Below are 26,042 nucleotides of genomic sequence, written 5' to 3' on the forward strand. Positions count from 1 at the left end.
TGAATGGTATTGTTGCTTGAATCCCGGGCAACAAAAAGGCCCCCATTCCGGGAGCCTCGATGTTCAGCGATGCGACTTACATGTTCGGATAAGTCGGGCCGCCGGAACCTTCCGGCGCCACCCAGGTAATGTTCTGTGCAGGGTCCTTGATGTCGCAGGTCTTGCAGTGCACACAGTTCTGGGCGTTGATCTGGAAGCGCTTCTCGCCGTCTTCATTGGTTACCACCTCATATACGCCGGCCGGGCAGTAACGCTGGGCAGGTTCATCGTACAGCGGCAGGTTCTTGGCGATCGGTATGCTCGGATCGGTCAGCTTCAGGTGGCACGGCTGTTCTTCTTCATGGTTGGTACCGGAGATGAACACCGAGCTGAGTTTGTCGAAGCTGATCTTGCCGTCCGGTTTCGGGTAGTCGATCTTCTTGCAGTCGGCCGCGAGCTTCAGGCACGCGTAATCCGGCTTGGTGTCGTGCAGGGTGAACGGCAGCTTGCCGCCGAAGATGTTCTGATCGAGCCAGTTGAAACCGCCACCGACGATGGCGCCGAACTTGTGGATCGCCGGGCCGAAGTTGCGGCTGGCGAACAGTTCTTCGTGCAGCCAGCTGTTCTTGAACGCGTCGACGTAAGTGGTCAGCTCTTCGGTGCCATCTTTGTCGGCGAACAACGCGTCAGCCACCGATTCAGCGGCGAGCATGCCGGACTTCATGGCGGTGTGGCTGCCTTTGATCTTGGCGAAGTTCAGGGTGCCGAGGTCGCAACCGATCAGCGCGCCGCCCTTGAACACCATTTTCGGCAGCGAGTTCAGGCCGCCTTTGCAGATGGCACGCGCGCCGTAGCTGATGCGCTTGCCGCCTTCCAGGTATTGCTTGAGCACCGGGTGATGCTTGAGGCGCTGGAATTCGTCGAATGGCGACAGGAAGGTGTTGCTGTAGGACAGGTCGACGATCAGGCCGACCACCACCTGGTTGTTTTCCAGGTGATAGAGGAACGAGCCGCCCGTGTTCTCGGTGCCGATGATGTCCAGCGGCCAGCCGGCAGTGTGCACTACCAGGCCTGGCTGATGCTTGGCCGGGTCGACTTCCCAGATTTCTTTCAGGCCGATGCCGTAATGCTGGGCGTCGGCCTCGCTGTCGAGGTTGAAACGCTTGATCAGCTGCTTGCCGATGTGACCGCGGCAACCTTCGGCGAACAGGGTGTACTTGCCCCGCAGTTCCATGCCCGGGGTGTACAGGCCCTCTTTTGGATGGCCTTCACGGTCAACGCCCAAATCGCCGGTGATGATCCCGCGAACCACGCCGTTCTCGTCGAACAGTGCTTCCTGAGCGGCGAAGCCTGGGTAGATTTCTACGCCCAGGTTCTCGGCCTGCTGGGCCAGCCAGCGGCACAGGTTGCCCAGGGAGATGATGTAATTGCCTTCGTTGTGCATGGTCTTGGGCACAAAGAAGTCAGGAATTTTCTGCGCGCTGTCGGCGTTCTTGAGCACGAAGATGTCATCGCGGGCCACCGGCGTGTTCAGCGGGGCGCCGAGCTCTTTCCAGTCCGGGAACAATTCGTTCAGGGCGCGGGGTTCGAAGATCGCGCCGGAGAGAATGTGTGCACCGACTTCGGAGCCTTTTTCGACCACGCAGACGCTGATTTCCTTACCGGCTTCGGCGGCCTTCTGCTTCAAGCGGCAGGCGGCGGAAAGACCCGCGGGGCCGGCACCGACGATGACCACGTCGAATTCCATGTATTCGCGTTCCACAGGTTATCTCCTACTCAAGGCTCAACAGTTTTTTTTCTAATTGGAGGTTTGGTGTCGCATCCATGAATGCCTGCTCGAGGCAGGAAAAGGACAATCGATAACCCACCTTTCTCTCTAAGGTGGCGCATTATATCTACACCGCTCTCAGCGTCCAATACAAACGTTTGTTTGAATCGGTGCGAGGCCAGAGAAATCAAAGTCACGCGGCTTATCTCTGGCCATTTTGCCGTATTGACCGGAATAGGTGTTCCGGTCAATATACGGGCGGTTTTGCGCTCGCCGTAGGCTGACTGTTGGTTTCAAGAGCACCTCTAAAGACAGGGCGATGGCCGTACAAGGTGAAGCGTTGCGACTCCAGGGGCGCAGTTTACACGCCGCGTTAATGAATGACTCGTCAGTCACCACTGATAAACGGTCATCCACCTCGTGAGCAAGGTTCACCCGATACACCTGCCAGCGTTTTTAGAGGTGCCCTTGCGCCGATGAGCATCAAACCGCCAGGTTCGCCTAGGCGACTTCTTTTCACCGGAGAGTAACGAGGAATCCATGAAGGTTCTTGTAGCTGTCAAACGCGTTGTGGATTACAACGTGAAAGTTCGCGTCAAGGCGGACAATTCCGGCGTCGACCTCGCCAACGTCAAGATGTCGATGAACCCGTTCTGCGAAATCGCAGTGGAAGAAGCCGTACGCCTGAAAGAGAAAGGTGTTGCGACTGAAATCGTCGTAGTCTCCGTCGGCCCGTCCACCGCTCAAGAGCAACTGCGCACTGCGCTGGCGCTGGGTGCCGATCGCGCCATCCTTGTCGAATCCGCCGAAGATCTGACTTCCCTGGCCGTTGCCAAGTTGTTGAAAGCTGTTGTCGACAAGGAACAGCCGCAGCTGGTGATCCTTGGCAAACAAGCCATCGACAGCGACAACAACCAGACTGGCCAGATGCTCGCTGCATTGAGCGGCTACGGTCAGGGCACGTTCGCTTCGAAAGTCGAAATCAGCGGCGACAGCGTTGCTGTAACCCGTGAAGTCGACGGCGGCGCGCAGACAGTTTCCCTGAAACTGCCGGCCATCGTCACCACCGACCTGCGTTTGAACGAGCCGCGCTACGCGTCCCTGCCAAACATCATGAAAGCCAAGAAGAAGCCTCTCGAAGTGCTGACTCCGGACGCTTTGGGCGTTTCCACCGCCTCCACCAACAAGACCCTGAAAGTCGAAGCGCCTGCTGCACGCAGCGCGGGTATCAAGGTCAAGTCGGTGGCTGAACTGGTCGAGAAACTGAAAAACGAAGCGAAGGTAATCTAATCATGACTATCTTGGTAATCGCTGAACACGACGGCAAAGCAGTGGCCCCGGCCACGCTGAACACCGTTGCTGCCGCTGCCAAAATCGGCGGTGACGTGCACGTACTGGTTGCCGGTCAGGGCGTTGGCGCCTTGGCTGAAGCCGCTGCGAAAATCGCTGGCGTGGCTAAAGTGCTGGTGGCCGACAACGCCGCCTACGCTCACCAGTTGCCGGAAAACGTTGCTCCGCTGGTCGCAGAGCTTGGCAAGGGCTACAGCCACATCCTGGCTGCCGCCACGTCCAACGGCAAAAACATCCTGCCGCGGGTTGCCGCTCAGCTGGACGTTGACCAGATCTCCGAGATCATCTCGGTCGAAAGCGCCGACACCTTCAAGCGCCCGATCTACGCCGGTAACGCCATCGCTACCGTTCAATCGAACGCTGCAGTGAAAGTGATCACCGTGCGTGCCACCGGTTTCGACCCGGTTGCCGCCGAAGGTGGTTCCGCTTCCGTTGAAGCGGTTGGCGCTGCTCACGACGCTGGCATCTCCAGCTTCGTTGGCGAAGAACTGGCCAAATCCGATCGTCCGGAACTGACCGCTGCCAAGATCGTCGTTTCCGGCGGTCGCGGCATGCAGAACGGTGACAACTTCAAACACCTGTACGCCCTGGCCGACAAGCTGGGCGCTGCCGTCGGAGCATCGCGCGCCGCGGTCGACGCAGGGTTTGTACCGAACGACATGCAGGTCGGTCAGACTGGCAAGATCGTTGCGCCACAGCTGTACATCGCCGTCGGTATCTCCGGCGCGATCCAGCACCTGGCCGGCATGAAAGACTCCAAGGTGATCGTTGCGATCAACAAGGACGAAGAAGCGCCGATCTTCCAGGTGGCCGATTATGGCCTGGTGGCGGATCTGTTCGAAGCGATCCCCGAGTTTGAGAAGCTGGTCTAATCCAGCGGCCTGACTTATAAAGAGCCCGACCTTTTGGTCGGGCTTTTTTTTTGTTCTTCTGTAGGAGCGAGGCTTGCCCGCGAAGGGGGCGTCACAGCCAACACTTATGTTGGCTGTGACAACGCTTTCGCGGGCAAGTCGGATCGCCGCACCGCTCGCTCCTACAGGGAGATATAACCGGGTTTGAAGGGGAGTGTATTGCCATGGATCTGCGCCGCATGTTCGGTTGGTCAATGCTGTTGGGGCTGACGGTGTTGCCGATGCTGTCTATTGCCGCGGGCAAGTGTGAACGCCTGGTAGTGACCGGCAGTCCCGATGCGCCACCTTACCTGTGGCAAGACCCGCAGAACCCCAAACACCTGATCGGTGCCAGTGCCGATCTGTTGCAGCACGTGGCGGGGGAGTTGGGGATCAAGGTCGAACTGCTTTACGCCGGCAAACGCGCCCAGGCCCTGGACGAAGTGCGCAGCGGGCGCATGGACATGCTGGCCGATGCGCCGTTGACGGTGAGCGGGCTGGAGTCCATGGATTACATTCATCCGCCATTGCTGGAAAACGATTACCTGGTCTGGACCCGAAAAGACTCGGCACTGGTCTACAACCAGGCGCAGGACCTTCACGGTCATCCCGGCGCCCTGTCGGAAAAGTCCAGGATGACCCCGGCATTCGACACCTTCGCCGAGCAGCAATTGACCCTCGCGCGCACGCCGAACCTGACCCAGGCCCTTCAGAAGTTGCTGTTGGGCGAGGTGGAATTTGTCCTTGCGGGACGCTACTCAGGCATGGCGGCCGCGCAGTCGCTGAGCATGGCCAATGACCTGGTCGCGCGTGCACAACCGGTCGATAAACCCGGCCTGTTCCTCGCGGTCTCCCATAACTCTGCCTGCAACGATCCGTGGTTACGCGGACAGCTGGCCAAAAAGATGACAGAATTGCCCGCGTCCGGACTGACGGAAGCGGCATTGCAGCGCAATGTCGAGCGCTGGAAGCTGCAGCAGCAACTACCCGCCAGTACCCCAAAACAGTAGGGATTTTTAGTGAGTATTCGACCTCTTTTCGCTGCCCTGGCCGTTCTGGCTCTGGCGGGTTGTGCAGCCGATCCGGCGCCGAATGAACAAATACGCCTGACCGAACAGGCGCTTGTACAAGCCAAGGCCGTGGGGGCCACCGTCGATGACGTGCCGGAATTGAAACTGGCCGAAGAAAAATTCAGCCGAGCCCAGGGCGACATGGCCGATCAGTCCTACAGACATGCGCGCATGCGGGCCGAGCAGGCCGAGCTGGACGCACGTCTGGCCGAAGCCCGGGTCCTGACCCGCAAGAGCGAAGAGCAGTTGAACGTACTCAATACCCGCATCACCCGCTTGCGCAAGCAATTGGGAGATGCCCAATGAGCCTCAAGAGCAAGGTATTCGGCGGTTTGCTCCTGGCAGGCTGTGCAAGCCTCCATGGCTGTGCCGGTCAGCACAGCGAGGCCGCGTTGCAGCAGGCCGGTGTCGATTTCCAGAAGGTCAAGGAAGACTCCAGCGTGCTGCGGATCGCGCCCAAGGACGTGATCCGCGCCGGTGAGTCCCTGGCCCGCGCCGATCGCCTGTCCAGTTATTGGGGCAGCGGATCCGACGTGCAGCATTACGCGTATCTGAGCCAGCGCTACAGCGAAATCGCCCGGGAGCACACCAACAAGGTGCTCAACGAAGAGCGCGCGGCGAAGCTCGAACTGGAGCGTCAGCGCCTGCAACTGGCCCTGCGCGAATCCAAATTGCTCAGCGTGCAACAGCAGGGCAAGTGGCTTGAAGAACAGATTCTCGCGCTGGCCACCACCCAGACCGACCGTGGCCTGGTGATGACCCTGGGCGATGTGCTGTTCGACACTGGCGAAGCGGAGTTGAAAAGTTCGGCCAACCGCGTGGCGTTGAAAATCGTGCAGTTCCTGCAGCTCAACCCCAAGCGCGTCGTGCGCATCGAAGGCTATGCCGACAGTACCGGCGGCAAGCAGGAAAACCTCAAACTGTCCCGCGACCGTGCGCAATCGGTGGCGAACGTGCTGATGGACCTGGGCATCGACGACAAACGTATCCAGGTGGAAGGCTACGGCGATGAATACCCGGTGGATGCGAATGCCTCGGAACGGGGCCGCGCACAGAACCGTCGGGTGGAAATTGTGTTCTCCGACGAAACAGGCCAGCTCGGCGCTACCCGCTAAGGGTTGCGTCCCTGGAGAGCCCGGCCTGCCCAGCAGCGCCGGGTTTTTTTTGCGTCTGACAATCGTTCGCGCCCAACCCATAAAGCAGTACAGATTTTGCTGACACAGCACTGTACTGTCGACTATTGTGGCAACTGTCCCCGTACACTTCTAAACTGTTCCGGTATGTTTCACACAAGAATAAAATGCCTGTGAAATCGAGTGCTGCGTCATGACCAATCTCTTGCTTTACCAACGTATTGCTCAACAACTGGCCGAAGACATCCGCCGTGGTGTCTATCAACCGGGGGAGCGCGTGCCTTCGGTACGCAAGATGAGCTCGCAGCTCAACGTCAGCCATGCGACAGTGTTGCAGGCCTACGCCAATCTCGAGGATCAGGGGCTGATCCGTGCCCGGCCGCAGTCGGGTTACTACGTGCACCAGACCCCCGCGCTGACCGCGCCGACGCCGGACATCGCCAGGGTCGAGCGTCCCGGCCTGGTCACCCGCAGCAGCATTATTCAGCAAGTGCTGGTCGAATCCCGCCGCGAGGGTGTGTTTCCCTTGGGCGCAGCAGTACCGAGTGTCGATTATCTACCGGTAAGGGCGCTGCATCAGCAATTGGCCAAAGTCACCCGTTTCCATAGTCCGCGGGCATTCAGCTACATGTTCAGCCCCGGTTTCGAACCCTTGCGGCGCCAAGTGGCGATTCGCATGCGTGACGCCGGCGTGGTGGTCGATCCCTCGGAAGTGGTCATCACCCACGGCTGCGTCGATGCCTTGCAGATGTCCCTGCGCGTCCTGACCCGGCCGGGCGACTTGATCGCCGCCGAGTCGCCGACCTACTACGGTTTGCTGCAGCTGGCTGACCTGCTGGGCCTCAAGGTCATCGAGATTCCCAGCGATCCGGCGACTGGCATGAGCCTCGAAGCCCTGCAACTGGCGGCCAACCAGTGGTCGATCAAGGCGCTGGTGCTGACCACTCGTCTGAGCAATCCGCTGGGCGGCACCATGCCCGAAGAGCGACAGAAGCAACTGCTGCGGCTGGCCTCGGATTTCGATATTCAGGTTGTCGAAGATGATATCTACGGCGAACTGATGTTCGAGCAGGGTCGCACCAAAGCGCTCAAGGCCTACGATCGGCTGGATCGGGTGATCTATTGCTCGAGCTTCTCCAAAACCCTGTCGCCGGGCGTGCGGATCGGCTGGATGATTGCCGGCAAGTACCAGCAGGAAATCCAGCGCTTGCAGACCTTCAGCACCCATTCGGCCTGCAGCGTCACGCAGATGGGCATTGCAGCGTATCTGGAGAACGGTGGTTACGACCGGCATTTGCGCTACATCCGCCAGGAGTACCGCAAGAACCTCAGCGCCTTCCAGCTGGCGGTGCAACAGCATTTTCCGGAAGGCACGCAGATGACCCGACCGACCGGCGGTTTCATTTTGTGGGTCAGTCTGCCGGGAAGGGTCAATACTCAGGAACTGCATGTGCGCGCGTTGCAGCAGGGCATCAGCATCGCGCCGGGGCTGATTTTCAGTAATACCGAGCAGTTCAATCACTGCATTCGCCTGAACTGCGGCATCCCCTGGAACCGGGAAGCCGAGCGTGCATTGATGACCTTGGGCATGCTCGCCACCCAGCTCTGCCAGGAGATGGCCGGCGGTTTTTGACGGGGGGACAGGCTGTGCTTGTCTTGTTGCGTGCAACAGGCCAGCATATGACTCCTGCCGTTTGTGCCGTTTGTGCCGTTGGGTCCATGAAAGCGATTTTCCCCGCCGTATGGCTATCGATATGCCTGCTGATGACTGTTCAGGCAGAAAGCATCATGGCAGCTCCCGTCCAAGAAAAACCGGCAGCCAACGCCACCTCTAAACAACCGGCACCGACCAAGAAGGCCGCAGCGGTCAAAAAGAAAGCGGCCAAGGTGAAAAAACGCGCGCCGATTGCTTCCAAGTCCAAACCCTCCAGTGAAGTGATGAAGACCAAACTGCCTTCGGCCCATCTGGATTTGAGCCTTCCCGAGGAGATGGCCGAGGAACTGAAACCCATCGGTTCGGTACCCTTGCCACGACGCGACCCGGTATTGCCGCAAATGTTCGGTGACAAGGCCGACAGCACGCCGTTCCAGCTCAACGGAAGGCTGATCAGTAACGAAATGCAGTTACAACTGCGTAACGAAGAGCGTCGGGAAGTCGAAGGCGCTGCGCTGGAATTCGAATTCAAGCGGTAATTGCCGTCCATCTGTGACCTGTTGGCCAGACACTTTGTCGGAGACTGGTCAGTCATGTTCGTTTGAGCGAAAAAACCTGGGTTCAGGCAATTTAAAACGATCGTTTTAACGGTTACCCTGTGCCTCGTCTTTAACCCGTCGCCCGTCGCGAGGAGCTCGTCGTCATGAAATGCCGTGAAGGCTGTGGCGCCTGTTGCATTGCCCCTTCCATCAGTTCACCGATTCCCGGCATGCCCAATGGCAAGGCCGCGGGAGAACGTTGCGTTCAGCTGTCTGCGGAGAATTTGTGCAGTATTTTTGGCAAGGCGGAACGTCCTGCCGTGTGTTCGGCGTTTGCAGCCGATGTCGAAGTCTGCGGAAGCAGCAGTGATGAAGCGATCAAATTGCTGGGATGGTGGGAGCAAATGACGGCGGCGTGATGGGGTCAACGAACGGAACTTCAACAATAAGGAATAAGATTATGGGTTCGCTGCATCGTATGGCTGTGCTCTGTGGGTTGACGGTTGTGCTGGCCACATCGGTCGCCCAGGCCGAAGACTGGAAAGTCGCCAAGAACGAAGACGGGATCAAGATCTCTCTCAGTGAAGTGGCTGGCTCCGATTACAAGGCTTACCAGGGCGTCACCCTGATGAAGACCACCATTGCCAAACTGCGTGCATTGCAGGAAGACCTGCCAGGCACTTGCGCCTGGATTCATGAATGCAAGAGCCTGAAGTTGCTCAAGCACGAAGGCAATCAGAGCTGGACCTACACCCAGTTCAATACGCCCTGGCCGGTTACCCCGCGTGACTCGGTGATGCATGTCACCACCGTCGAGGGCGCCGATGGCAGCCTGACCCGCAAGCTCGAAGGCGTACCGAAGTACCTTCCCGAAGAAAAAGGCTTTGTGCGTGTCACCAAGGTCGACGGTTTCTGGAAGTTCGTGCCCAAGGGCGACCAGGTCGAAGTGACTTATCAGGTGCACACAGAGCCGGGCGGCAGCATCCCGTCGATGGTGGCCAACAAGTTTGTGGTCGATGCGCCGTTCAATACCTTGAAAGCCCTGAAAGAACGCGCCGAGAAGTAGGAGCGAGGCTTGCCCGCGAACCAGACGACGCGGTGTATCAGATACACCGTATTATCGTTCTTCGCCGGCAAGCCTGGCTCCTACAGCGAACCAGGCGCTGCGGTGTATCTGTAATACCGCGTTACCGTTCTTCGCCTGTAGGAGCGAGCGGGCGGCGATCCGACTTGCCCGCGAACCAGGCGCTGCGGTGTATCTGTTATACCGCGTTATCGTTCTTCGCCGGCAAGCCTGGCTCCTACAGGGGGATAGGCGCAACGGCCATTATTTTGTTTCCGGATATGCGTTGCACGAAATTTTCACAAACCCTCCAAGACAATGCCCGCGCCGCGCATACCGGGCAGTAATCAATGGCAATGCCGCGGACGATCGTGCAACATTTGCGCACCGCGCAAGCCCCGGGGCCGAGAACCTGGCCAACAGAGGGCAAGGCGCCGCTGTATTTTTGCAACTTCAACTTCCAATGGGTCCTAAAACGACATGGCAAACCCGGACGCCCTGAGTCAGCAGCGAGCTTCTAGTCGCCTGCTGCAACCGACCGTCAAATCGCATCTGGCCTACACGCTGCTGTGTGCCCTGGTCATGATGGTCATGTTCACCCTGCTGCGCGTCGCGCTGCTGGTCTACAACCGCGAGATGATGCTCGACACACCGGCCTCGACCTTTTTCGAAGCGTTCACCAACGGTCTGCGTTTCGACCTGCGACTGGTGGTCTACTTCAGCGTTCCGCTGGTGCTGGCGCTGTTCAGTGCCCGGGCCATGGCTGCCCGCGGGTTCTTCCGTCTCTGGCTGACCGTCGTCTCGAGCATTGCATTGTTCCTCGGCCTGATGGAGATGGACTTCTACCGCGAGTTCCACCAGCGCCTCAACGGCCTGGTGTTCCAGTACATCAAGGAAGACCCGAAAACCGTGACCAGCATGCTCTGGTACGGTTTCCCTGTGGTTCGCTACCTGTTGGCCTGGGCCGTGGGCACCGTGATCCTGACCCTGGCGTTCAAGGGCGCCGACCGGGCCACCCGTCCCCGCGGCCCATTCAGCGGCGGCAGCGTCGGCACGCGCCAGATCGCGCCGTGGTATTCGCGCATCGCGGTGTTCGTGGTCTGCCTGCTGGTCTGCGTAGTCGCTGCCCGTGGCACCCTGCGCCAGGGCCCGCCGATGCGTTGGGGTGACGTCTACACCACCGACTCCAACTTCGCCAACCAGCTGGGCCTCAACGGTACATTGTCGCTGATCGCCGCGGCCAAGAGCCGGATGTCCGAAGACCGCGACAACATCTGGAAAGCCACGCTGCCGCAGCCGCAAGCCCAGCAAGTCGTGCGTGACATGCTGGTGATGCCGGATGACAAGCTGGTGGATGTCGAGACGGCCGCCGTGCGTCGCGACTACACGCCGCCGACCGACAAGACCCTGCCGATCAAGAATGTCGTCGTGATCCTGATGGAAAGCATGGCGGGTCACTCGGTGGGCGCGCTGGGTGCCCCAGGCAATATCACGCCATACCTCGACCAGCTGTCGAAGGAAGGCCTGTTGTTCGACCGTTTCTTCTCCAACGGCACCCATACCCACCAGGGTATGTTCGCCACCATGGCCTGCTTCCCGAACCTGCCGGGTTTCGAATACCTGATGCAAACGCCCGAGGGCAGCCACAAGCTGTCCGGCCTGCCGCAATTGCTCAGCGCCCGTGACTACGACGACGTGTACGTCTACAACGGTGACTTCGCCTGGGATAACCAGTCGGGTTTCTTCAGCAACCAGGGCATGACCAACTTCATTGGTCGTAACGACTTCGTCAATCCGGTGTTCTCCGATCCGACCTGGGGCGTGTCCGACCAGGACATGTTCGACCGTGGTCTGGTCGAGCTCAAGGCGCGGGAAAACGGCAAGCCGTTCTATGCCCTGCTGCAAACCCTGTCCAACCACACGCCCTACGCCTTGCCGACACCTTTGCCGGTCGAGCGCGTGACCGATCGCGGTAGCCTCAACGAGCATTTGACCGCCATGCGCTACTCGGACTGGGCGCTGGGCCAGTTCTTCGAAAAGGCCCGCAAGGAGCCGTACTTCAAGGAGACCTTGTTTGTCGTCGTGGGCGACCACGGGTTTGGCAACGAGCGTCAGATCACCGAAATGGACCTGGGCCGCTTCAACGTGCCGATGCTGTTCATCGCACCGGGTATCCAGGAAAAGTTTGGCCAGCGTGACCACACCGTGGGCACTCAGATCGACATCGTGCCAACCATCATGGGCCGGATCGGTGGCGAAGTGCGCCATCAGTGCTGGGGGCGTGACCTGCTCAACCTTCCCGAAGGCGACACCGGTTTTGGCGTGATCAAACCGTCGGGCAGCGAGCAGACCACGGCCATTATCACGGCCGACCAGATTCTGGTGCTGCCGAAGGATAAGGACATGGCGCCGAAAATGTACCGGTATGAACTCGGTGCTACGCCGCACGCCGAGGTCGTTGCGGATGCGTCACGAACGGCGGAGCTGAAACTCAAGCTCGAAGCGTTCCTGCAAACGGCGACCAAGAGCCTGATCGACAACACCGCCGGTGTAGTAGACGGCAAGCCAGACGGAATAGTCGAAACGAAATAAAAAAAGAGGCCCTTGAAAAGGGCCTCTTTTTTTTGCCTGTTAAACCTTTATATCTTACCCAGCAACAGCAGGATCAACAGCACCACCAACACCACGCCGATGATACCCGACGGCCCATAACCCCAACTTCTGGAGTGCGGGAAGACCGGTAAACCACCCACCAGCAGGAGGATCAGGATAATGATCAGAATTGTGCCCATGTTTATTTCCTTGTTGGAAGTGTTCTGGAACTACCTGGCATTCAATGGTCCGCCGCGATGCCATAAAACCAGGCTGCTTACAAAATCCGACTGTTGCCTGTGAGCAAAAATTCCAAGTTTTTTTAATGTTTTTCGAACAAAGGCTTATTTCGTTTTAGTGCATTAGTTGGTTGGGGCACTTCCAGGGTTTGCCTGGACCATTCAGCAATCTGATGGAGCGTGGGTCGGGCAATGTCCTTCGCTACACTCGACACATCTTCCCCGGAACAACAAGGCTGTTTGCTATGCAAAATCGCATGATGATCACTGGTGCGGGCTCTGGCCTGGGTCGCGAAATCGCGCTGCGCTGGGCGCGTGAAGGCTGGCAACTGGCCTTGTCGGATGTGAGCGAGCCCGGTCTGCAAGAAACCCTGAAACAGGTTCGCGAAGCCGGTGGCGACGGCTTCATCCAGCGTTGCGATGTACGCGATTACAGCCAGTTGACCGCCTTCGCCCAAGCCTGTGAAGAGAAGCTGGGCGGCATCGATGTCATCGTCAACAACGCTGGCGTCGCTTCTGGCGGGTTCTTCAGTGAGCTGTCCCTGGAGGACTGGGACTGGCAGATCGCGATCAACCTGATGGGCGTGGTCAAGGGCTGCAAGGCCTTCCTGCCGCTGCTGGAAAAAAGCAAAGGCAAGATCATCAACATTGCGTCGATGGCCGCTCTGATGCAAGGTCCGGCCATGAGCAACTACAACGTCGCCAAGGCGGGCGTGGTGGCCTTGTCCGAAAGCCTGCTGATCGAACTGGCGCAGCAGGAAATCGCCGTGCATGTGGTGTGCCCGTCATTCTTCCAGACCAACCTGCTCGATTCCTTCCGTGGCCCGACGCCGGCCATGAAGGCCCAGGTCGGTAAATTGCTGGAAAGCTCGCCGATCAGCGCTGCCGACATTGCCGACTACATCCATCAACAGGTCGGCGCCGGCGAATTCATGATTCTGCCCCATGAGCAGGGCCGTATGGCCTGGGCGCTCAAGCAGAAGAACCCGCAACTGCTCTACGACGAAATGACCGTCATGGCCGACAAGATGCGCGCCAAGGCCAGGCAAACCGCAGGCTGAACTTGCCCTTGGGCATCACCGTCGCTAGGGTGGCCGCAACCGGTCATCCTGGCGAGACGTTTGCATGCTCAATTACCTGTGGTTTTTCCTCGCTGCGCTGTTTGAAATCGCCGGCTGCTTCGCCTTCTGGGTGTGGCTACGCCAGGGCAAGAGTGCCTGGTGGATAGTGCCGGCGTTGCTCAGCCTGACGGTGTTTGCGCTGCTGCTGACCCGTATCGAAGCGACCTATGCCGGTCGTGCCTATGCCGCTTACGGGGGTATCTACATCATTGCGTCGATTGGCTGGCTGGCGGTGGTCGAGCGGATTCGTCCGTTGGGCTCGGACTGGGTCGGAGTGGCGCTGTGCGTGATCGGGGCCAGTGTCATCCTGTTCGGGCCGCGCTTTGCCGCATCCTGACGGATAGGTCCTACAACTGCGGTGATTTGTCAGACCTTTCCTTCGTCGGCCTACTTCTTGCGCTGTAGGGGAGGTCTGATTTGCCGCCGACGCATTGAAGACCTACCGTGCGCCGGGCATCTTCAGGGCCAACTAATCCTGAAGGACGAATGCCATGCTTATACTCAGTCGCGTTGTGGGCGAATTGATATCTATCGGTGACGACATTTCCGTGCGCATTGTAGCGGTCAACGGCGGCACGGTGCGCTTTGGCGTCGAAGCGCCACGAGACGTCAACGTGCACCGATCCGAGATCTACGAACGCATCCAGCTCAAACTGCCGAAAAACAAAGCGCACTGAAGATTTCAGTCGAACAGATGCTTGGGCACGTCGTGCTTGAGCATCAACTGGCATTGCTCGCTTTGCGGGTCGAAGACAATCAGCGCCTGCCCCTTGGTCAAGGCCTGGCGAACCCGTAGTACGCGGGTTTCGAGCGGCGTGTCATCACCGTTATCGGTGCCGTCACGGGTCACGAAGTCCTCGATCAGGCGGGTCAGGGTGTCGACTTCAAGTTGGTCATGGGGGATCAGCATGGGCACCTCGGCTAAACAATGGCGCGATGCTACGGCGAATGACAGGTTGCGGCTAGCCTGCGGCTCATATGTCGCCTGATCTACCGCCTTCGCGGGCAAGCCTCGCTCCTACAGGGCATGTGCCGACACCTGATATTGTGATCGACGCGAAACCTGTAGGAGCGAGGCTTGCCCGCGAAGGCAATCTCTCAGGCAATGAGAAGCCCGGGTCAGCTCTCCGACCGCTGCCCCACCAGACTATCCACCGACGGCACCCGGGTGTCGCTTTCCATCTGCGTGTCATGTTCGATCTGATGACTGAACCTGTCCAGCGACCCCTTCGCCGGCTGGGCATCGCTGGCGAATACCGGTGGGCTGAGGATGTAGGCACCCAGCAAACGACTGAGCGCGGCGAGGCTGTCGATGTGGGTGCGTTCATAGCCGTGGGTGGCGTCGCAGCCAAAGGCGAGCAGGGCGGTGCGAATGTCATGGCCGGCGGTCACTGCCGAGTGCGCATCGCTGAAGTAGTAACGGAACAGGTCGCGGCGCACCGGCAACTCATTGTCACTGGCCAGGCGCAGCAGGTGGCGCGACAGGTGATAGTCATACGGCCCGCCGGAATCCTGCATCGCCACGCTCACGGCGTGTTCGCTGGAGTGCTGGCCCGGCGCGACCGGAGCGATGTCGATGCCGACGAATTCGCTGACATCCCAGGGTAACGCTGCCGCCGCGCCGCTGCCGGTTTCCTCGGTGATGGTGAAGAGCGGATGACAGTCGATCATCAGCTCTTCGCCGCTGTCGACGATGGCTTTCAGCGCTGCCAGCAGTGCAGCGACACCAGCCTTGTCGTCGAGGTGTCGGGCGCTGATGTGGCCACTTTCAGTGAACTCCGGCAACGGGTCGAAGGCGACGAAATCGCCGACGCTGATCCCCAGGGAGTCGCAATCGGCACGGGTGGCGCAATAGGCGTCCAGGCGCAATTCGATGTGATCCCAGCTGATCGGCATTTCATCCACGGCGGTATTGAACGCATGCCCGGAAGCCATCAGCGGCAACACGCTGCCGCGGATCACACCGTTATCGGTAAACAGGCTGACCCGGCTGCCCTCGGCAAAACGGCTGGACCAGCACCCGACCGGGGCCAGGGTCAGGCGGCCGTTGTCCTTGATCGCGCGAACCGCCGCGCCGATGGTGTCCAGGTGCGCGGACACTGCCCGGTCCGGACTGTTCTTCTTGCCCTTGAGCGTGGCACGGATGGTCCCGCGGCGGGTCATTTCAAATGGAATGCCAAGTTCTTCAAGGCGTTCGGCGACGTAGCGCACGATGGTGTCGGTAAACCCGGTCGGGCTGGGAATGGCGAGCATTTCCAGCAGGACTTTTTGCAGGTAATTGAGGTCTGGTTCGGGAATTTTTTGGGTCATGGAAACTCCTGATGAGTTAAGCACATCGATGGTTTCGATGAGGGGGAATGAATCTGTGTTGCCTGTCCGGCCGCCTTCACGAGCAAGCCCGCTCCCACAGTTGACCGCATTCCCCTGTGGGAGCGGGCTTGCCCGCGAAGGCGCCAGTCCAGGCACTACACCACTAAGGGACCGCCGACTGACTATGGGGAAACAACAAATCCACAAACCGCTCCGCCGTCGGCTGCGGTTCATGGTTGGCCAGCCCGGCGCGCTCGTTGGCTTCGATAAACACATACTCCGGCTGATCGGCCGCGGGCACCATCAGGTCAAGTCCGACCATCGGAATATCCAGCGCCCGCGCCGCGCGCACTGCCGCATCGACCAGGGTCGGATGCAGGATTGCCGTGACATCCTCGAGAATGCCACCGGTATGCAGGTTTGCCGTGCGCCGCACGAACAGATGCTCGCCGGCCGGCAGCAGGCTTTCGTAATCGTAGCCCGCTGCCTGCAGGGTGCGCTCGGTCTCATGGTCCAGCGGGATTTTGCTTTCACCGCTGGTGGCGGCCTGACGCCGTCGACTCTGGGCTTCGATCAACGCAGCGATGGAATGCTGACCGTCACCCACCACTTGCGCCGGTCGGCGGATCGCGGCGGCGACCACTTCGAAACCAATCACCACAATCCGCAGGTCGAGGCCTTCGTGGAAGCTTTCCAGCAACACGCGGCTGTCGAACAGGCGGGCTGACTCGATGGCTTGCTGGACCTCTTCGATGGTCCGCAAATCCACCGCGACCCCTTGACCCTGTTCGCCGTCCAGGGGTTTGACCACCACCCGCTCGTGCTCGTCGAGAAACGCCAGATTGTCGTCCGCGTTACCCGCCAGCTGTTGCGCCGGCAGCTTCAGGCCGGCCTTTTTCAACGCCTTGTGGGTCAGGCTCTTGTCCTGACACAAGGTCATGCTGATGGCACTGGTCAGATCGCTCAAGGATTCACGGCAACGTACCCGACGACTGCCATGGATCAAGGTGAACAGGCCGGCCTCGGCATCATCGACCTGCACTTCTATGCCGCGCCGGTGCGCTTCCTCGACGATGATCCGCGCATACGGATTGAACTCGGCTTCGGGACCCGGACCGAGGAACAGCGGCTGATTGATGCTGTTCTTGCGCTTGATGGCGAAGGTCGACAGGTTACGAAACCCCAGCTTGGCATAAAGACTTTTCGCCTGGCGGTTGTCGTGCAGCACTGACAGGTCCAGGTAACTCAAGCCGCGGCTCATGAAATGCTCGATCAAGTGCCGCACCAGCACTTCACCGACGCCTGGCCGCGAACATTGCGGGTCGACGGCCAGGCACCAGAGGCTGCTGCCGTTTTCCGGGTCGTTGAACGCCTTGTGATGATCGAGGCCCATGACGCTGCCGATGATCGCGCCGCTGTCCTCATCTTCGGCCAGCCAGAATACCGGGCCGCCCTGGTGACGCGGGGTCAGCAGACTCGGGTCGATCGGCAGCATGCCGCGCAGCTGGTACAGCCGGTTGATCGCCGACCAGTCCGCCTCGCTCTGGGCCCGGCGGATGCGAAAGCCGCGAAACACCCGGGTGGACTGCCGGTAATCGCTGAACCACAGACGCAGGGTGTCGGACGGGTCGAGAAACAATTGCGCCGGCTCCAGCCCCAGCACTTGCTGGGGCGCGGCGACGTAGAGCGCAATATCGCGCTCGCCGGGATGCTCGTTGAGCAACTCCAGGGCGAGGCTCGCCGGGTCGGCAAAGGTGTGGCCGATCAATAACCGGCCCCAGCCGCAATGCACGGCGATCGGCGCCGCGCCCAATTCACTGCGGTCTTCGGCCAGGCGTGCCTGCAAGCGTTCGTAGGAGGGCGCCTGACCGCGCAACAGGCGTTGGCTATAAGCCGTGGCATGGGGTTTCATCGATCAGATTCCTTGTTCACTGAGCCACAGGTTCAGGGCCGCCAATTGCCACAGCTTGGAGCCGCGCAACGGGGTCAACTGTCCTTGTGGATCGGTTAGCAGGCGATCGAGCATCTGCGGTTGGAACAGACCGCGATCCTGGCTGGGATCGAGCAGCAGGTCACGCACCCAGTTCAGCGTGTCGCCCTGCAAGTGCTTCAGGCCAGGGACCGGGAAGTAACCTTTCTTGCGGTCGATCACTTCACTGGGAATCACCAGCCGCGCCGCTTCTTTCAAGACTTGCTTGCCGCCGTCCGGCAGTTTGAATTTACCCGGCACCCGGGCCGACAATTCCACCAGGCGATAGTCGAGAAACGGTGTGCGCGCTTCCAGGCCCCAGGCCATGGTCATGTTGTCGACGCGTTTGACCGGGTCGTCCACCAGCATCACCGTACTGTCCAGACGCAAGGCTTTGTCTACCGCCGCATCGGCGCCGGGCTGTGCGAAATGTTCTTTGACGAAGTCACCCGCGGCGTCATTGGCGGTCAGCCATTTCGGCTGCACGGTGGCGGCGTAGTCGTCATAGCTGCGGTCGAAAAACGCATCGCGATAGGCGGCGTAAGGATCGTCTGCACCGTCGACTTGTGGATACCAGTGATAACCGGCAAACAGCTCGTCCGCGCCCTGGCCGCTCTGCACCACCTTGCAATGTTTGGCCACTTCCCGGGACAACAGGTAAAAGGCAATGCAGTCATGGCTGACCATCGGCTCGCTCATGGCGCGGAACGCCGCGGGCAGTTGCTCGATGATCTCTTTTTCGTCGATGCGCAGTTGGTGGTGCTGCGTGTTGTAGTGCTTGGCGATCAGGTCCGAATACTGGAACTCGTCGCCACGCTCGCCGCCGGCATCCTGGAAACCGATGGAGAAGGTCGACAGGTTTTCCACGCCGACTTCACGCAACAGGCCGACCAGCATGCTCGAATCGACACCGCCGGACAGCAGCACGCCGACATCGACCGCCGCACGTTGACGGATCGCCACCGCATCGCGGGTGCTGTCGAGCACCCGGTCGCGCCAGTCTTCGAGGGTCAGGTTCATCTCGTCGGCGTGTGGGCCGTAGGGCAGGGTCCACCAGGTTTTCTGCTCGGTGGTGCCATCCGCTTCGATGCGCATCCAGGTGGCCGGTGGCAGTTTTTCGATGCCCGCCAGCAAAGTGCGCGGCGCCGGGACCACGGCGTGGAAATTCAGATAATGATTGAGCGCCACCGGATCGAGGATCGGGCGGATGTCGCCACCCTTGAGCAACGCCGGCAGGGACGAGGCAAAGCGCAGGCGCTGGCCGGTGCGCGACAGGTACAGCGGCTTCACGCCCAGACGATCGCGGGCGATAAACAGACGTTTGGCATCGCGCTCCCAGATGGCGAAGGCGAACATGCCATTGAGTTTGGGCAGCAGCGCTTCGCCCCAGGCGTGATAACCCTTGAGCAGCACTTCGGTGTCGCCGCCGGAATAGAAGGCGTAGCCCAGGCTTTCCAGCTCGGTGCGCAGTTCCGGGTAGTTGTAGATGGCGCCGTTGAAGGCCAGGGACAAGCCCAGCTGGTTGTCGACCATCGGCTGCGCCGAGCCGTCCGACAGGTCCATGATTTTCAGGCGACGATGGCCCAGGGCAATCGGCCCCTGGGCCTGGAAGCCCCATGCGTCAGGGCCGCGAGGGGCCAGGTGATGGGTGATTCGTTCAACGGCTGCAAGGTCTGCAGGTTGATGATCAAAACGTAACTCGCCAGCTAATCCGCACATAAAGTCCTTACCGGTTTTTCCGTTGGGGAGGGTCAAGCGATACCGCGCAAAAAATGCGGGTACTCAGAAACTGACCCGGGTGAATCCCCGTAGTTTTAGACCGATAAGTTATAAGCGCAGAGTTTAGACTTTTCCGCGGACCAATTGGCGCACAGCAAAACGGTTGGGATGACAGGCCTCGGTGACTGACCTGGGCAAGGGCAGAGGTTCGTTTTCGATCCATGCCGCGAGCAGTTCGCCTGACAGTGGCGCGGTGATCAAGCCGCGAGAACCGTGGCCGCTGTTGAGGTAAAAACCGTCGAGCCAGGGGCATGCAGTGCCCGGTACTTGGCGGGCGTCCTTGCTCAGTACGGCGTAGGCGTCGGCGAACGCTGCTGGCTCGGCCAACGGGCCGACGATCGGCAGATAGTCCGGGCTGGTGCAGCGGAACGCGGCGCGTCCTTCAAGCTGCTGCGGGTCCAGTTCCCGAGCCTGCAGTCGAGTGGCCAGGTCGGGGGAGATTTCCTCGAGTAACGCCAGGTTGCCGAGGTGCTCGGTGAGGGTCGGGGTCAGGTCATCGCTCTTGAAATCGAAGCTGGCGCCAAGTGTGTGTTCGCCCAGTCGAGCCGGTGCGACATAGCCTTCGGCGCAGACGACAGTGGTCAGGCTCTGGCTTTGCGGTGTTTGCGCCAGTCGGGTGATCTGGCCACGAATGCGTTTGAGGGGCAGTTGGGCACTCTGTGGAAAACGCTTGATCTCGGCGGCACCGGCCAGGATCACCACGGGGGCACTGGCCAGCAAATCATCACCGTCCCAGGCTTGCCACTGATCGTCAACCTTGCGCAGTTCCAGTACATCGCGATGGGGCAGCCACTGGATGTTCGCCGAGGACGCCTGCCACTGGCACAACGCTGGCGGATGCACCCAGCCACCTTCCGGGAAAAACAATCCGCCATGCTCCAGGGCGATGCCGGCCTGTGCCTCGGCCAGCGGTTGATCGAGCAAGTGCACCAGGCCTGGCGCAAAGGCTGCGGCCAATTGCGCCTGACGCTCGGCTTCCCTGGCGTTGAAAGCCAGTTGCAGGACGCCACAATCGTCCCAGTCGACGCCCCGCTGCAAATGCTCGAGCAAGCGTCGGGTGTAGCCAAAACCGCTGACGATCAATTGCGACAACGCCGTGCCATGAGCTGAAAGCTTGAGATACAGCACGCCCTGGGGATTGCCCGACGCTTCCTGCGCCAGCGCATCGTGTCGCTCCAGCAGACTGACTTGCCAACCTCGCGCAGCCAGGCTGGCGGCGCTGGCACAGCCGGCCAGGCCGGCGCCGATCACCAGCGCCCGACGTTCGCCGCTCAGCGGTGTCGGACGTGCAAACCAGGGTTTGGCAACCGCGGGTGCCTGGGTTTGTTCAGGCCAGCCGAGGAAGGTGCCGCGCAGGATTTCCCATTTGTGGCCGATGCCTGGCGTGCGCTTCATCTTGAAGCCTGCGGCATTGAGCAGCCGGCGCACCCAACCGGTGCTGGTGAACGTGCTGAGGGTCGAGCCAGGCGCGGCCAGGCGCGCCAGCTCGGCGAACAGTTCGGCGGTCCACATGTCGGGGTTTTTCGCCGGGGCGAAGCCGTCGAGAAACCAGGCGTCGATCTGTGCATCCAGCTGCGGCAATTGCTCCAGGGCATCACCGATCAACAAGGTCAGGACGACTCGGCCGTTGTCCAGGATCAGGCGCTGGAAGCCTGGATGGATCGCCACGTAGTGCGCCAGTAGTTGCTCGGCAAAGGGTTTGAGTTCAGGCCACAAGGCCAGCGCCCGCTGCAGGTCCGGCAGGCTCAGCGGATACTTTTCGACACTGACAAAATGCAACCGCGCACCCGCCACCGCGTGCTGTTCGAACAACTGCCAGGCGCAGAGAAAATTCAATCCGGTGCCGAAACCGGTCTCACCGATCACCAGCCTGCCGCCCACCGGTAACGCGGCAAAGCGTTCACGCAAATTATTTTGCTCGAGGAATACGTAACGGGTTTCATCGAGGCCCGACTTATCCGAAAAATAGACATCGTCGAACACCCGCGAACGCGGGAGTCCCTGGTCGTCCCAGTCGAGCTGGGCGTGGGGCAATACAGGTTTCATGGCAGGCTCGGCAACGGCAAGGCGGCCATTCTAGCCGACCACAGGGAATTTTCCCTGCTGACTAATGGCCCAATCCGCTAGTCTTGCTCAATCCGGGAAGGGAGCCGTCCATGTTCGAATCTGCTGAAATCGGTCATGTCATCGACAAAGAAACCTACGAAGCGCAAGTGCCGGCGCTGCGCCAGGCTTTGCTTGAGGCACAGTTCGAACTGCAGCAGCAGAAGCGCTTCCCGGTGATCATCCTGATCAACGGGATCGAAGGCGCGGGCAAGGGCGAGACGGTCAAGCTGCTCAATGAATGGATGGACCCGCGCCTGATCGAGGTTCGCACCTTCGATCAACAGACCGACGAAGAGCTGGCGCGGCCACCGGCCTGGCGCTACTGGCGGATGCTCCCGGCCAAGGGCCGCATGGGGATTTTCTTCGGCAACTGGTACAGCCAGATGCTGCAAGACCGGGTCCATGGCGTATTCAAGAATCCGCGGCTCGATCAAGGCATCAACGCCGCCGAGCGACTGGAGAAGATGCTGTGCGACGAAGGCGCGCTGATCTTCAAGTTCTGGTTCCACCTCTCGAAGAAACAAATGAAAGCACGGCTCAAGGCCCTGGCCGATGATCCGCTGCACAGTTGGCGCATCAGCCCGCTGGACTGGCAGCAGTCGCAAACCTACGGCAAGTTCGTGAAATACGGCGAACGCATTCTGCGTCGCACCAGTCGCGACTACGCGCCGTGGCATGTGATCGCCGGGATGGACCCGCGCTATCGCAGTCTGGCGGTGGGCAAGATTCTGCTCGAGGGCCTGCAAGGCGCCCTGAAGCGCTCCAGGATTCACCCGGACAAAGTCAGCGCCGCGCCATTGGCCAGCAGCGTCGACCAGATGAACCTGCTCGACAGCCTGGACTTGACCCTGAATCTGGACAAGGACGATTACGAAGAACAGTTGATCACCGAGCAGGCGCGGTTCTCCGGACTTCTGCGCGATAAACGCATGCGCCGCCACGCGCTGATCGCCGTGTTTGAAGGCAATGACGCGGCGGGCAAGGGCGGGGCCATCCGCCGGGTGGCTGCGGCGCTGGACCCACGCCAGTACAGCATCGTGCCAATCGCCGCCCCCACTGAAGAAGAGCGGGCGCATCCCTATATGTGGCGGTTCTGGCGCCATCTTCCGGCGCGGGGCAAGTTCACCGTGTTCGACCGCTCCTGGTATGGCCGGGTGCTGGTGGAGCGCATCGAAGGTTTTTGCAGCGCGGCAGACTGGTTACGCGCCTACGGTGAAATCAACGACTTCGAAGAGCAGATCGCCGATGCCGGAGTGATCGTGGTCAAGTTCTGGCTGGCCATCGACAAACAGACGCAAATGGAGCGATTCGAGGAGCGTGAACAGACGCCGTTCAAACGCTTCAAGATCACCGAAGATGACTGGCGCAATCGGGAAAAGTGGGACGACTATCGGGCCGCGGTTGGCGACATGGTCGATCGCACCAGCACCGAGATCTCGCCCTGGACCCTGGTGGAGGCCAATGATAAACGCTGGGCCCGGGTCAAGGTGTTGCGCACCATCAATCAGGCGCTGGAACAAGCGTTCAGGAAATCCGACAAGAAGGTGAAAAAACACAAGGGCTAAGTCAATGGTTGCGCATACGCGAGGTGAATGATTGTCGCAGTTGGTCATTTGGTGGACTTATGCTCGGTCCACTCTAAACCGACAACAACAATGAGGTATGCCATGCGTGAAGTGGTGATCGTCGACAGCGTGCGGACCGGCCTGGCCAAATCCTTTCGCGGCAAGTTCAACATGACCCGGCCGGACGATATGGCGGCGCATTGTGTCGACGCCTTGTTGACACGCACGGGGATCGATCCGGCCAGCGTCGAGGACTGCATCGTCGGCGCCGGCTCCAACGAAGGCGCCCAGGGTTACAACATCGGTCGCAATGTCGCCGTGCTCTCGCGTTTGGGCGTCGGCACCGCCGGCATGACCCTCAACCGCTTCTGTTCTTCGGGCTTGCAGGCGATCGCCATCGCCGCCAACCAGATCGCCTCGGGGTGCAGCGACATCATCGTCGCCGGTGGTGTCGAGTCCATCAGCCTGACCATGAAAAGCGTCAACACCGACAACCTGATCAACCCGCTACTCCAAGAGCAGATGCCGGGTATTTACTTCCCGATGGGCCAGACCGCCGAAATCGTCGCCCGTCGTTACCACATCAGCCGCGAACAACAGGACCTGTACGCCCTGCAAAGCCAGCAACGTACCGCTCAGGCCCAGGCTGGCGGGTTGTTCGATGATGAAATCGTGCCCATGGCGGTGAAGTATCGGGTTGATGACAAGGCCACCGGTCAAGTGCAGATCGTCGACGGCATCGTCGAGCGCGACGACTGCAACCGCCCGGACACCACGCTGCAAAGCCTGGCCGGGTTGAAACCGGTCTTTGCCGAAGACGGCTCGGTGACCGCCGGCAATTCTTCGCAACTGTCCGATGGCGCCTCCATGACCCTGGTGATGAGCCTGGAAAAGGCCCTGGAGTTGGGATTGAAGCCCAAAGCCTTCTTTCGCGGCTTTGCCGTGGCCGGGTGTGGACCTGATGAAATGGGCATCGGCCCGGTGTTTTCGGTGCCCAGGTTGCTCAAGGCGAAGGGCTTGCAGATGGCCGACATCGATCTGTGGGAGCTTAACGAAGCGTTCGCGTCCCAATGCCTGTACAGCCGCAATCGGCTGGAGATCGATAACGACAGGTACAACGTCAATGGCGGCTCGATCTCTATTGGCCATCCGTTTGGCATGACCGGATCGCGGCAGGTCGGGCATCTCGTGCGGGAATTGCAGCGGCGTAGTTTGCGTTACGGCATTGTCACCATGTGCGTGGGCGGGGGGATGGGGGCTACCGGGTTGTTTGAGGCGGTGCGTTAGATTCGAAATATTTGTTGTCTGATCGACCGCTTTCGCGAGCAAGCCCGCTCCCACAGGGATCTGGTGTGCAACACAGATCCAATGTGGAGTCAGGCTCTCCCTCAGGGATCTGGTGTGCGACAGGGATCCAGTGTGGGAGCGGGCTTGCTCGCGAAGCAGGCGCCGCGGTTTATCGGTCCATCCGCAAAAGCAGCATCCGCTCTATATAAGCCTGAATCTCCAACTCAGCCTTCTCCAGGTTTTCAAACGGCCCCTCCAGGGTGTTTTCCCGGGTGCTGAAGTACAACTCCCCGTTCACACGGCACATCCGGTCACTGCGAAAGTGGGTGGCGGGGGCGTTGTCCTGGGCGCGCATGCCGTACATGGCGATCTCCTGAAGGGTGTTGCCGTTGAAGGATCCAATGAGCTTATGCACGAACCACTTGCAACGCCTCGCCAACCGATCGACGGCCTATCGCCCATTGAATGTTGCGACCTGCACAGTTTCATTCGCGGCCAGTGGCCAACTGTCCCTGTGTGCCGAGCGGCTCTGCGCCTAGAATGGCGGTTCTCGCCAATGGGTTTCGGGGTTCGCATGCACATTTCATCGGGTCGCTGGGTTTATGGTCTGTTCCTGGCCATCTTGACCGCGTTGTTGTGGGGAATCCTGCCGATCAAGCTCAAGCAAGTGCTGCTGGTGATGGATCCGGTGACGGTGACCTGGTTTCGTCTGATGGTGTCCGGCGGGTGCCTGTTCATTTTCCTGGCGGCGACCAGGCGCCTGCCCAGTCGCAAGGTTCTCGGCCCGCGCGGTGGCTGGCTGGTGTTGATGGCGGTGCTCGGTCTGGTGGGCAACTACGTGTTGTACCTGATGGGGTTGAACCTGCTCAGCCCAGGCACCGCGCAGCTGGTGGTGCAAACGGGGCCGATCATGCTGCTCATTGCCAGCCTGTTTGTGTTCAAGGAGCGGTTCAGCGTGGGGCAGGGGATTGGCCTGCTGGTGCTGCTGGTCGGTTTCGGGTTGTTTTTCAACGAGCGGCTGGTCGAGTTGCTCACGTCCCTGACTGACTATACGGCCGGCGTCCTGTTGGTGCTGTTGGCCTCCACCGTCTGGACCTTCTATGCCCTGGGGCAGAAGCAATTGCTGACGGTGTGGAATTCGTTTCAGGTGATGATGGTGATCTACCTGTTTTGCGGGTTGTTGCTGACGCCGTGGGTGCATCCGCTGGAGGCGCTGCAACTCAGTCCGTTGCAAGGCTGGCTGCTGCTGGCGTGTTGCATGAACACCCTGATCGCCTATGGCGCGTTTGCCGAGGCGTTGGCGCATTGGGAAGCTTCGCGAGTGAGTGCCACCCTGGCGATCACGCCGTTGGTGACCTTTGCTGCGGTGGCTGTGGCGGCGTGGTTGTGGCCGGAGTATGTGCATGCCGAGACGATCAATGGCTTGGGGTATGGCGGGGCGGTGCTGGTGGTGCTGGGGTCGGCGCTGGTGGCGTTGGGGCCTTCGCTGATGGCCGGGATCAGGGCGCGGCGGATGCGGATGGCGATCGGTCGTTAGACCGCGTTATCGTTCATCGCGGGCAAGCCTCGCTCCTACGGGTTTTGCGTCGCTCACAACATTCAGGATCGACACATGACCTGTAGGAGCG

The 26,042-nt window shown here is 60.2% G+C and carries 24 protein-coding genes; 16 read left to right on the plus strand and 8 right to left on the minus strand.

The genetic code is table 11. The features are described 5' to 3' along the window. Positions 1–76: 76 nt before the first annotated feature. Positions 77–1,741: an electron transfer flavoprotein-ubiquinone oxidoreductase gene (locus tag F8N80_RS10650; RefSeq protein WP_150744439.1), complete on the minus strand. Its 1,665-nt coding sequence runs from the start codon at positions 1,739–1,741 to the stop codon at positions 77–79. Between the two features lie 546 nt (positions 1,742–2,287). Between F8N80_RS10650 and F8N80_RS10655 the strand changes: the two genes are divergently transcribed. The 10 genes from F8N80_RS10655 to F8N80_RS10700 all read left to right on the plus strand — a co-directional run bounded on the left by F8N80_RS10655 (position 2,288) and on the right by F8N80_RS10700 (position 12,038). Beyond that, a complete protein-coding gene (locus F8N80_RS10655; protein WP_150753971.1) occupies positions 2,288–3,037 on the plus strand; it encodes an electron transfer flavoprotein subunit beta/FixA family protein in 750 nt (249 codons plus the stop codon). A gap of 2 nt (positions 3,038–3,039) precedes the next feature. Further along, complete coding sequence (locus F8N80_RS10660; RefSeq protein WP_150744441.1) at positions 3,040–3,969, plus strand: electron transfer flavoprotein subunit alpha/FixB family protein; 930 nt, start codon at positions 3,040–3,042, stop codon at positions 3,967–3,969. Positions 3,970–4,172: 203 nt separating this feature from the next. Then, positions 4,173–4,997: a substrate-binding periplasmic protein gene (locus F8N80_RS10665; protein ID WP_150783828.1), complete on the plus strand. Its 825-nt coding sequence runs from the start codon at positions 4,173–4,175 to the stop codon at positions 4,995–4,997. Positions 4,998–5,006: 9 nt separating this feature from the next. Then, entirely contained in the window at positions 5,007–5,363 is a 357-nt protein-coding gene (locus F8N80_RS10670; RefSeq protein ID WP_150783829.1) for a DUF4398 domain-containing protein, read from the plus strand. Then, positions 5,360–6,172 (plus strand): OmpA family protein, encoded by an 813-nt coding sequence (locus F8N80_RS10675; protein WP_150783830.1) that lies wholly within the window; start codon positions 5,360–5,362, stop codon positions 6,170–6,172. Before F8N80_RS10670 ends, F8N80_RS10675 begins: the two co-directional genes overlap by 4 nt. A gap of 211 nt (positions 6,173–6,383) precedes the next feature. After that, on the plus strand, positions 6,384–7,823 hold the full coding sequence (locus F8N80_RS10680; protein ID WP_064676444.1) for an aminotransferase-like domain-containing protein: 1,440 nt from the start codon (positions 6,384–6,386) through the stop codon (positions 7,821–7,823). A gap of 86 nt (positions 7,824–7,909) precedes the next feature. Continuing rightward, positions 7,910–8,383 (plus strand): translation initiation factor 2, encoded by a 474-nt coding sequence (locus tag F8N80_RS10685; RefSeq protein WP_150744517.1) that lies wholly within the window; start codon positions 7,910–7,912, stop codon positions 8,381–8,383. A gap of 164 nt (positions 8,384–8,547) precedes the next feature. Then, a complete protein-coding gene (locus tag F8N80_RS10690) occupies positions 8,548–8,802 on the plus strand; it encodes a YkgJ family cysteine cluster protein (protein WP_150744446.1) in 255 nt (84 codons plus the stop codon). Positions 8,803–8,843: 41 nt separating this feature from the next. Further along, positions 8,844–9,449, plus strand: coding sequence for an START domain-containing protein (locus tag F8N80_RS10695; RefSeq protein WP_150744447.1), 606 nt, complete (start codon positions 8,844–8,846; stop codon positions 9,447–9,449). A gap of 477 nt (positions 9,450–9,926) precedes the next feature. After that, positions 9,927–12,038: an LTA synthase family protein gene (locus tag F8N80_RS10700; RefSeq protein WP_150744448.1), complete on the plus strand. Its 2,112-nt coding sequence runs from the start codon at positions 9,927–9,929 to the stop codon at positions 12,036–12,038. A 47-nt stretch (positions 12,039–12,085) separates the two neighbouring features. On the opposite strand, the gene F8N80_RS10705 is transcribed toward F8N80_RS10700, so the two are convergent. Beyond that, positions 12,086–12,244: a DUF3309 family protein gene (locus F8N80_RS10705; protein WP_178084746.1), complete on the minus strand. Its 159-nt coding sequence runs from the start codon at positions 12,242–12,244 to the stop codon at positions 12,086–12,088. 278 nt (positions 12,245–12,522) lie between these two features. Between F8N80_RS10705 and F8N80_RS10710 the strand changes: the two genes are divergently transcribed. The 3 genes from F8N80_RS10710 (at position 12,523) to csrA (ending at position 14,075) form a co-directional block, all read left to right on the plus strand. Then, a complete protein-coding gene (locus F8N80_RS10710) occupies positions 12,523–13,338 on the plus strand; it encodes an SDR family oxidoreductase (RefSeq protein WP_150744449.1) in 816 nt (271 codons plus the stop codon). A 64-nt stretch (positions 13,339–13,402) separates the two neighbouring features. Continuing rightward, the gene (locus F8N80_RS10715) at positions 13,403–13,735 is read left to right on the plus strand and encodes a YnfA family protein (protein ID WP_150744450.1); all 333 of its coding nucleotides are present in this window, start codon (positions 13,403–13,405) and stop codon (positions 13,733–13,735) included. A gap of 154 nt (positions 13,736–13,889) precedes the next feature. After that, a complete protein-coding gene (gene csrA, locus F8N80_RS10720; RefSeq protein WP_150744451.1) occupies positions 13,890–14,075 on the plus strand; it encodes a carbon storage regulator CsrA in 186 nt (61 codons plus the stop codon). 5 nt (positions 14,076–14,080) lie between these two features. Here csrA and F8N80_RS10725 read toward each other — a convergent pair whose 3' ends face one another. From F8N80_RS10725 to mnmC, 5 genes are all read right to left on the minus strand, one after another. Next, positions 14,081–14,308, minus strand: a complete 228-nt coding sequence (locus F8N80_RS10725) for a YheU family protein (protein ID WP_150744452.1) — start codon at positions 14,306–14,308, stop codon at positions 14,081–14,083. Positions 14,309–14,517: 209 nt separating this feature from the next. Continuing rightward, positions 14,518–15,708: an osmoprotectant NAGGN system M42 family peptidase gene (locus F8N80_RS10730; RefSeq protein ID WP_150744453.1), complete on the minus strand. Its 1,191-nt coding sequence runs from the start codon at positions 15,706–15,708 to the stop codon at positions 14,518–14,520. Between the two features lie 163 nt (positions 15,709–15,871). Then, positions 15,872–17,620, minus strand: coding sequence for an N-acetylglutaminylglutamine synthetase (gene ngg / locus F8N80_RS10735; RefSeq protein WP_150783831.1), 1,749 nt, complete (start codon positions 17,618–17,620; stop codon positions 15,872–15,874). 3 nt (positions 17,621–17,623) lie between these two features. Next, the gene (locus F8N80_RS10740; protein WP_150783832.1) at positions 17,624–19,396 is read right to left on the minus strand and encodes an N-acetylglutaminylglutamine amidotransferase; all 1,773 of its coding nucleotides are present in this window, start codon (positions 19,394–19,396) and stop codon (positions 17,624–17,626) included. Between the two features lie 123 nt (positions 19,397–19,519). Beyond that, positions 19,520–21,502, minus strand: coding sequence for a bifunctional tRNA (5-methylaminomethyl-2-thiouridine)(34)-methyltransferase MnmD/FAD-dependent 5-carboxymethylaminomethyl-2-thiouridine(34) oxidoreductase MnmC (gene mnmC, locus F8N80_RS10745; RefSeq protein ID WP_150783833.1), 1,983 nt, complete (start codon positions 21,500–21,502; stop codon positions 19,520–19,522). 110 nt (positions 21,503–21,612) lie between these two features. Here mnmC and pap point away from each other — a divergent pair, with 110 nt between their 5' ends. Next, positions 21,613–23,127, plus strand: coding sequence for a polyphosphate:AMP phosphotransferase (pap, locus tag F8N80_RS10750; RefSeq protein ID WP_150744457.1), 1,515 nt, complete (start codon positions 21,613–21,615; stop codon positions 23,125–23,127). A 102-nt stretch (positions 23,128–23,229) separates the two neighbouring features. Beyond that, complete coding sequence (locus F8N80_RS10755) at positions 23,230–24,414, plus strand: thiolase family protein (protein WP_150783834.1); 1,185 nt, start codon at positions 23,230–23,232, stop codon at positions 24,412–24,414. Between the two features lie 169 nt (positions 24,415–24,583). Here F8N80_RS10755 and F8N80_RS10760 read toward each other — a convergent pair whose 3' ends face one another. Beyond that, positions 24,584–24,778: a DUF6316 family protein gene (locus tag F8N80_RS10760; protein WP_150744518.1), complete on the minus strand. Its 195-nt coding sequence runs from the start codon at positions 24,776–24,778 to the stop codon at positions 24,584–24,586. Positions 24,779–24,988: 210 nt separating this feature from the next. On the opposite strand from F8N80_RS10760, the gene F8N80_RS10765 reads away from it, so the two are divergent. Next, positions 24,989–25,951 (plus strand): DMT family transporter, encoded by a 963-nt coding sequence (locus F8N80_RS10765; protein ID WP_150744459.1) that lies wholly within the window; start codon positions 24,989–24,991, stop codon positions 25,949–25,951. Positions 25,952–26,042 lie beyond the last annotated feature (91 nt).

This window comes from Pseudomonas fluorescens (assembly GCF_902497995.1).
GTDB lineage: Bacteria > Pseudomonadota > Gammaproteobacteria > Pseudomonadales > Pseudomonadaceae > Aquipseudomonas > Aquipseudomonas fluorescens_BK.

Bases quoted from the DNA above. Each gene is read 5' to 3' on its own strand.
- F8N80_RS10740 (WP_150783832.1), bottom strand. From the start codon at position 19,396: ATGTGCGGATTAGCTGGCGAGTTACGTTTTGATCATCAACCTGCAGAC.
- F8N80_RS10680 (WP_064676444.1), top strand. From the start codon at position 6,384: ATGACCAATCTCTTGCTTTACCAACGTATTGCTCAACAACTGGCCGAA.
- F8N80_RS10660 (WP_150744441.1), top strand. From the start codon at position 3,040: ATGACTATCTTGGTAATCGCTGAACACGACGGCAAAGCAGTGGCCCCG.
- F8N80_RS10715 (WP_150744450.1), top strand. From the start codon at position 13,403: ATGCTCAATTACCTGTGGTTTTTCCTCGCTGCGCTGTTTGAAATCGCC.
- F8N80_RS10765 (WP_150744459.1), top strand. From the start codon at position 24,989: ATGCACATTTCATCGGGTCGCTGGGTTTATGGTCTGTTCCTGGCCATC.
- F8N80_RS10665 (WP_150783828.1), top strand. From the start codon at position 4,173: ATGGATCTGCGCCGCATGTTCGGTTGGTCAATGCTGTTGGGGCTGACG.
- F8N80_RS10760 (WP_150744518.1), bottom strand. From the start codon at position 24,778: ATGTACGGCATGCGCGCCCAGGACAACGCCCCCGCCACCCACTTTCGC.
- F8N80_RS10725 (WP_150744452.1), bottom strand. From the start codon at position 14,308: ATGCTGATCCCCCATGACCAACTTGAAGTCGACACCCTGACCCGCCTG.
- csrA (WP_150744451.1), top strand. From the start codon at position 13,890: ATGCTTATACTCAGTCGCGTTGTGGGCGAATTGATATCTATCGGTGAC.
- F8N80_RS10685 (WP_150744517.1), top strand. From the start codon at position 7,910: ATGAAAGCGATTTTCCCCGCCGTATGGCTATCGATATGCCTGCTGATG.
- F8N80_RS10675 (WP_150783830.1), top strand. From the start codon at position 5,360: ATGAGCCTCAAGAGCAAGGTATTCGGCGGTTTGCTCCTGGCAGGCTGT.
- F8N80_RS10755 (WP_150783834.1), top strand. From the start codon at position 23,230: ATGCGTGAAGTGGTGATCGTCGACAGCGTGCGGACCGGCCTGGCCAAA.
- ngg (WP_150783831.1), bottom strand. From the start codon at position 17,620: ATGAAACCCCATGCCACGGCTTATAGCCAACGCCTGTTGCGCGGTCAG.
- F8N80_RS10700 (WP_150744448.1), top strand. From the start codon at position 9,927: ATGGCAAACCCGGACGCCCTGAGTCAGCAGCGAGCTTCTAGTCGCCTG.
- F8N80_RS10655 (WP_150753971.1), top strand. From the start codon at position 2,288: ATGAAGGTTCTTGTAGCTGTCAAACGCGTTGTGGATTACAACGTGAAA.
- mnmC (WP_150783833.1), bottom strand. From the start codon at position 21,502: ATGAAACCTGTATTGCCCCACGCCCAGCTCGACTGGGACGACCAGGGA.
- F8N80_RS10710 (WP_150744449.1), top strand. From the start codon at position 12,523: ATGCAAAATCGCATGATGATCACTGGTGCGGGCTCTGGCCTGGGTCGC.
- F8N80_RS10695 (WP_150744447.1), top strand. From the start codon at position 8,844: ATGGGTTCGCTGCATCGTATGGCTGTGCTCTGTGGGTTGACGGTTGTG.
- pap (WP_150744457.1), top strand. From the start codon at position 21,613: ATGTTCGAATCTGCTGAAATCGGTCATGTCATCGACAAAGAAACCTAC.
- F8N80_RS10690 (WP_150744446.1), top strand. From the start codon at position 8,548: ATGAAATGCCGTGAAGGCTGTGGCGCCTGTTGCATTGCCCCTTCCATC.
- F8N80_RS10730 (WP_150744453.1), bottom strand. From the start codon at position 15,708: ATGACCCAAAAAATTCCCGAACCAGACCTCAATTACCTGCAAAAAGTC.